Annotated in this window: 2 protein-coding genes and 1 pseudogene; all 3 read left to right on the top strand. The window is 28.0% G+C overall.

Annotated elements, in window-relative coordinates; all coding sequences use genetic code 11:
* Nucleotides 1-955, top strand: a pseudogene (locus HR065_RS03585) (hypothetical protein); the annotation flags it as partial.
* A gap of 212 nt (nt 956-1,167) precedes the next feature.
* Nucleotides 1,168-3,039, top strand: coding sequence for a hypothetical protein (locus tag HR065_RS03580; protein ID WP_178734594.1), 1,872 nt, complete (start codon nt 1,168-1,170; stop codon nt 3,037-3,039).
* A gap of 113 nt (nt 3,040-3,152) precedes the next feature.
* Nucleotides 3,153-4,903: ATP-dependent zinc metalloprotease FtsH (ftsH, locus tag HR065_RS03575; RefSeq protein WP_178734592.1), on the top strand; the 1,751-nt coding region annotated here is incomplete at its 3' end.

Genomic DNA, 4,903 nt, shown 5'->3' with positions numbered 1-4,903 from the left:
ATTTATTCGGAAACATAAAAAAATAATAACGTTAGTAGGGATGGGGTTGTTAACCGTTGCAACGATAGCTATTGTTGTGTGGGGAGTTAAAAAAGGGAACAAGAGCGAACCAACCGTTTCATCTCCTTCAAAAGAAGTAACTAACAATAACAATGAAGCAACGAATCGCATTTCCTCGATTTCAACACAGACACAAAACAATGGGCATCCAAAAAATGTTGTGGTCAACAATATTGCGGTTGAAGAATCAACAGAAGCAGAAATGAAAAATACAATAAAGAAATTTATTAATGACAAATTCATCGAAACATATCGTTCTAAAATTGTGCAAAATAATGATAAAATTGGAGGCAACGGCAATATTTTTAATTTTGCTTTCTTTGAATTGAAAACATATAACTCTATTGATAAAACAATAACCGGTCAAACAAACAACAACCAAGGAGGGAAAAATTATTTAATACAACCAGGGAGTTTTAATTCACCTATAAAAGATGCTCCTGATAATTTATTAGCTGTTTATTTTGACGGCGGATCAAAAAGAGGCGGAGATGAAGAAGAGGGAGAAGAAGGGGATTCGATTCCTAAATACACTTTAGACGAGTTAAAACAAATGTCCAACGATGCATCTTCTATAAATATATTTTGGAAAAAAACACAACCAATTGAAACAATTGAAGTAGATTCTTATGAGCAAATGGCGCAAAAAATAAAAGAAATAAATCCTAATATAAATATGCCAACCACAAAGCCTAACAATTATAAAGCAAGTTATAACGCTTGTCAAAACGATTCTTTAGATTGGGAAATTAAAAATCCTTCAGAAAACTTATTAGGCGTTTACATCGGAGGAGATAACCAAACTTTAACATCCGAAACAGACATCACTTTAGACGAATTAAAATTAAAAACAAAATACGAACATAAAATTTATATTTTTAACAAACGTAATTGAATAAAAAAATAATCAAACATTTTTATTGTTCTTGCAAATTTAAAAAAACTTAGCAATAATGTTGCAAACGAAAGATTACTATGACAAATAATATTAAAAATTTTATCCATCGTTTTAAAAAACACATATTAATTTTTTTTGTTTTCGCAATCTTTTTGGCAATAATTTTATTTTTTAGTTTAAGAAGAAATAATAATCAAAATGAAAAAAATATGCGAAAAATTACATTCAATCCAGATAATACTTATAAAAAAGCTGTTAATGTTTTACCTTATCATTTGAATCCTATTTTAAATTTAAATTCAAAAGGAAATATCAATAATGAAAAAAAACTTCAAAAAGAAATAACTAATTTTTTAAAAATCCCTTTTATCAATATTGAACCTAATTTTAATAAAGTGCCTGAAATCAAAATTAATTCTAGCCATTTTAATCAAAAATTTTCTTCTTCGCTTTGTAAAAAAGTAAAATACAAAAACAAAGAAAATCAAGAATTAGAAACGGATCTTGATCAAGAACCAGATTTTTTTCAAAAAGCTCACAAAATTTTTCCTTCTTCTGTTGTTTTGACGTTGAAAAATAATTTAAAATTCTCCAATAATGAAAAAATCACTAAAGATACAATTAAAAATAACCTTAAATTTTATTTAAACAAAGAAAAAAGTAAAATGACTTCGGAGCATAAATCTTATTTTTGGATTTTAAAATTAAAAAACGCTTTGAATTATTATCGCAATCCTCGTTTTTTAGCAAATAATAGTTTGAAATTTTTTCAAGAAGAAGAAAATGATGATTTTCAATTTGGTTTAATTTTTGAAGAAGAATATATCTCTGACAATTCTTTAATGGATATAATTAAATGGTTAAATGAAATCGTTTTAATCCCTGATGCAGTACTGGATCAAAAAAATGATTTCGATACTTATGGCACTCCTCAAAACCCATTAATTTCTTATGGCAATTATGTTATTAATCAATATATTCCTGAAGAGGGATTATTGTTGTCAAAAAGAACAGATTTAGATGATAAAGCAAGAATGGAAAATATTTTATATAAAGTATATTTAGATGAAAAAAGTAAAATTAAAGATTTTGAAAACGGATTGTTAAATGAATTAGAATTAACCGAAGAAAAGGATAAACATAAATATAAACAATTCGCAACTGTTCCTAAAAATCAACAAACTATTTTGTTTTTAAACCAAGGACCAAGACATGACGACCGTTTAATGATGGATGAAAACATAAAAAAAACTGTTCCTTCTATTGTTTCAGATAATAATTTTCAAAAAGTTTTAAACCAACTTATTAGGCAAAAAGTTGAACCTAATTTTATTGCTTCTGTTGAAAAAAAGACCAATTTATTTGATTACCAATTGTCTGATGAAATTTTGAACATAAAAGACACTTTAGAAAAGTCGTATCTTTTATGGAAAAGCAAAAATCCTTCTTCTGATTTGATTGTGTTAGATTTGGTTATTGAAAAAAATGATATACGCAAAAAAGAACTCGCTGATTTCATTAAAAAAGAGTTAGAAAATTCTTTAAATACAGAAACTTTGCAAAAAATTAAAATTAATGTTTTAATGAGCGAATTCAACGAAAGGGCTGGTGTTTTTTTAGAAGAATTTCAAAAAACTTATGATTTACTGATTGCCGATGTTTTTTTAGAAGAAAGTGATGATTTTTTAATTACTTATTACTTGTCTTTATTAGACAAAATGAACGTATCAGATAATGTTCTTTTCGAATATGCACAACTGCCAACAGAACAACAAACAGTTTTAAGCAAAATATTAAAAATTTCTTCTAATCATTTAGGCATAACAGAAATAGAACAATGTTATGAAAATTATCACAAAAATAAAAATAAAATATCCGTTTCTGAAATGCAAATTGTATCTATTTTTTTTGAAACTTTAAAAAAATTTATTAAAGAAGAAATAATAAATAAAAACAATAGCGTTTATGTTTTATTCGAAAATTACAAATATATCGCCTATCAAAATCTGCAAAGTCAATATTTTGAATATTACGAAAAATTAGATGATATAAAAATCAGATATTTTTCTTTAAAAAAATAAGACTTGAAAAGATTTGATAATCGATTGTTTGGACTATAATTTTATGTTAAAAAAAATAAAACAATCGAACCCGCTGAGGATTAATTACCAAAAAGAAAGAAGGTGAATCGATTTTGAATAAAAACCATTTTAGAAAAATATTTACATTAAAATTTATGTTTGTTTTCATTATTATTTTATTTTTTTCTTTGATAGTGTGGGATTTAACTTTTGAAATGAGAATGAAAGGACCGCATAAAATAGAAAAAAGAGCGGATGAAATAATTGATAAAATTAAAAATGAAGAACAATTCATCACAGAAGCGACTTTTTGTGAAAAAAATTTGATTATTTTGGATAAATCCGTCTATAGAGTGGAAATAGTAGTTAAAAATAAAAACGATCAAAACATAAAAGATACATGGTATTCAACTGTAGATTCTTATATTTTTCATAAAATACATTCTTTAATTTTAGATAAACGCGATTCCAACATCAAAATAAGAAAACCTAAAACAGATTTCCATTTATCAAATTTCATTTTACATTCAATACCTTTATCTTCCAGTATTATTTTTATGTTTTATATTATTGGAACTCTCAAAAAATCATCAGGCAAATTGAATAAAAATCCTAAAATCTCTTCTTCTGAAAAATCTTTATTCACTTTTAAAGATGTGGCTGGCAACGAAGAAGAACAAGAAGAAATGAAAGAATTAATTGATTTTTTAAAAAATCCGCAAAAATATGAAAAAATTGGCGCTTCTATTCCTAAAGGAGTTTTATTAGAAGGGCCTCCGGGCACTGGTAAAACTTTATTAGCTAAAGCAATAGCTGGAGAAGCTGGAGTACCTTTTTACGCCGTTTCTGGTTCTGAATTTGTAGAGATGTTTGTGGGAGTCGGTGCTTCAAGAGTGAGAAAACTCTTCAAAGATGCTAAAGATAACGCACCTTGCATTATTTTTATTGATGAGATTGACGTTTTAGGTGGTAAAAGAAATTCCGGCAATAGCGGTAGCAATCAAGAAAAAGATCAGACCTTGAACCAATTGCTAACCGAAATGGATGGATTTTCTAAATCTTCAGGCGTAATTGTGATTGGTGCTACCAACCGAAAAGATATGCTAGATTCGGCTTTATTAAGACCAGGCAGATTTGATCGTCAATTTACGGTTGGTTTGCCGGATGTTACAGCGAGAAAAGCTATTTTAGAAGTGCATGCTAAAAATAAAAAACTCGATCCATCTGTTGATTTGGAAGAAATAGCAAAACACACTGCTGGCATGAGCGGAGCAGAATTAGCTTCAATTATGAACGAAGCTTCTATTTTAACAGTTCGTAATCAAAAAGAATTTATTAGCATGAACGAATTAGAAGAATCTATCGATCGTGTTTTAATGGGTCCAGCTAAAAAATCTAGAAAATACGACGAAGAAGAGAAGCAAATGGTCGCTTATCATGAAGCGGGACATGCTGTCATCGGTTTAAAATTGAAACATGCTCAAAAAGTGCAGAAAATCACTATTATTCCTCGTGGAGATGCGGGAGGTTATAATTTGATGATGCCCGAAAAAGAAACCTTCTTTTCTTCTAAAAAACGTATGTTAGCTAATATCACTTCTTATTTAGGCGGCAGAGCAGCGGAAGAATTAATGTTTGACGATATTTCTAATGGTGCTTATGGCGACTTCAAATCAGCAACTCAAATAGCGACCCAAATGGTAACTAAATTAGGGATGTCTGATTTAGGACCAATACAAACTAAAGATAATATGTTGTTTGAAAATGAAAAAGCAAATTCAGAAATTAAAAAAATTATTGATGAATGTATGATAGAAGCGAGACGACTTATCAAAGATAATAAAGTTTTATTAGATAAAATAGC

It is taken from the genome of Candidatus Phytoplasma pruni, from assembly GCF_013391955.1.
Taxonomy (GTDB): Bacteria; Bacillota_I; Bacilli_A; order Acholeplasmatales; family Acholeplasmataceae; genus Phytoplasma.
Note: the sequence above shows the minus strand (reverse complement) of the source record. Positions and strands in the feature narration are given on the sequence as shown.